This window comes from Pedobacter heparinus (assembly GCF_032678725.1).
Lineage (GTDB): Bacteria > Bacteroidota > Bacteroidia > Sphingobacteriales > Sphingobacteriaceae > Pedobacter > Pedobacter heparinus_A.
The window spans coordinates 1-2,059 of record NZ_JAVTSC010000036.1 but is presented as its reverse complement, the minus strand read 5'-3'; the positions used below and the strand labels follow the sequence as shown (position 1 = coordinate 2,059).

The following is a 2,059-nucleotide window of genomic DNA, read 5'->3' as shown; positions in this document are numbered from 1 at the left end:
TTGTTTGAAGGCGAGAAAATTGTAGTCGACATCAGATACAGCCCTACCGAACATGCCGGAGAAGATGCTAAAGAAAAAAAGGTGCTCTTTGACCTGACCTGTACCGGTGCCGACGGCGAGACTTTCATCATCGAGATGCAGCGGGCAGATCAGGAATTTTTCAGAGACAGGTGCGTGTTTTACATGTCGCGGCTCATCAGTGCCCAATTACCCAGGGGAACTGCCAACTGGGACGTTCCGCTTAAGGAAGTTTATTTAATTGGTATTATGGAGTTTCAGTTTAACAACATCAACAGCAATTACCTGCACAACATTGCCCTGATGAACAAAGACACGGGTAAGGTTTTTTACAAAGGAATGGGTTATAAGTTTCTCGAATTGCCTAACTTTGACAAAAAGGAAGGCGACTTGGTAACAGAGCTGGATAAGTGGTTCTATTTGTTAAAAAACCTGAGCCACCTGGATAAAATTCCTGATTTTCTGGACAAAAGGGTGTTCCAGAAGATCTTTAAAATTGCGGAGATGAGTAAAATGACTAAAGAAGAACGTGAATTGTACCACTCAGATGTGAAAGCAAAATCTGACTGGAATGCGGGTATTCGTTACGCAGAGAAAAAGGCAGAGGAAAAGGGAGTAGAAAAAGGAAAACTGGAAGAGAAAATTGAAATTGCTAAAAGCCTCAAAGATGAGGGGTTATCAATCGAGTTAATATCTAAAACGACAGGTCTTCCCATCGAAGAAATCGAAAAGCTATAAATTTTATATGAAAATTTAAGGCCTTGGGTTTCTCCAGGGCCTTTAAACTATCTAAATTTTTTGGTTTTAATTAATCCAAGAAAATCCAGGCAATAGTTATGGTATAGCTAAACTACTCAATTATAATGTCGAACTTAGTTAAAAGACCTGCCAGCGAATTGGCCGAAAACTTAGTTTTTTTTATCAGATTAAGCTCAGGATCAATACTGAAATTCTGGTTGCTCGTAAAATCCATGCCAGAAAGATTTGTTTTTGAGAAAACTGCATCGGCCAGGTTACATTCTGTCATATTAGCCTTAGACAGATCAGCCTTACTAAAATTCGCAGCATGAAGTCTGCAATTCCTAAAGGTACTGTTATTCATTTTCTTATGGTCGAAACTTGCGTAGTCGAGCAGGTAATTTTCAAAGTGCAGCGAAAAACCAAAAGTCAGCCTCACCTTAGTAATTAGAAGCTAATCCCCAACTGTATTCCCGTAGTGACAGACGCAGGCTGATCGTTGCCAAACCTCACCGGAATAGGTAAAGCTAAATACAGGCTCGCGTCCTTCCCCTTTTTAATGACCTGGTTGAAAACAGGAGTAAATCCGTAACGACCGTTGGTTTCAAATGCCGCACGGCCTATAAACGTAAAGCCATGCTTGAAGCGGAACATAGCCCCGGGATGAAACAGTACGGAACTTACTTTGGAAATGTTGTGTTCTGTACGAACGGCCGGGGCAATTTCGAAACTGATCCCGAATTTGTCACTTTTAAGAATGTTTATTCCGAAAGGGAATACAAGCGTATATATGTCCGAAAAGTTATCGTGAAATCCGTCTTTGTTCCATGTCCCAATCGGATGAAGTATACTGAAATATCCCGTTACCTTTGGATAAGTATGAGCTTGTTCAGGCTGTTGTGCTTTAACCGATAAACCTAAGACGGAAGCAAACAGAAAGACAAATGTGCTACGATTAATAAATGATCTGGTAAAAAATGTAGTCATAACTATAAATTAAATGAATTTGATGAGTAAACCAATAATGGCTGCCGCGCCAATAATATTCTATGTATTGATCGTACAATATTACCTACTTGGAAAACTTTTAAATTGTATGTATTTAACTATTTGTATCCTTTTTACCTTTTTATATGCTTTTTCTAAAAACAGATGGATTTTCGCCTGTTTGTTTTTTAAATATCCGGTTAAAATGGTTCTAATTTAGTTAACAATACATAACAGATATCGAATATGGCCAACAGGCACACCGGCAAAATATTCTACGACAAGCTGAACTTTATATTCATCGAGATGCTTAACT

Annotated in this window: 3 protein-coding genes; 1 reads left to right on the top strand and 2 read right to left on the bottom strand. The window is 38.8% G+C overall.

The window, feature by feature from the left end:
• Positions 1 to 756, top strand: a 756-nt coding sequence (locus R2Q85_RS24440; RefSeq protein ID WP_316814430.1) for an Rpn family recombination-promoting nuclease/putative transposase, incomplete at its 5' end; no start/stop codon positions are given.
• Between the two features lie 112 nt (positions 757 to 868).
• Here R2Q85_RS24440 and R2Q85_RS24435 read toward each other — a convergent pair.
• Both R2Q85_RS24435 and R2Q85_RS24430 read right to left on the bottom strand, forming a co-directional pair.
• Positions 869 to 1,195 (bottom strand): pentapeptide repeat-containing protein, encoded by a 327-nt coding sequence (locus R2Q85_RS24435; protein WP_316814429.1) that lies wholly within the window; start codon positions 1,193 to 1,195, stop codon positions 869 to 871.
• 8 nt (positions 1,196 to 1,203) lie between these two features.
• Positions 1,204 to 1,743, bottom strand: coding sequence for a hypothetical protein (locus R2Q85_RS24430; protein WP_316814428.1), 540 nt, complete (start codon positions 1,741 to 1,743; stop codon positions 1,204 to 1,206).
• Positions 1,744 to 2,059: the final 316 nt, after the last annotated feature.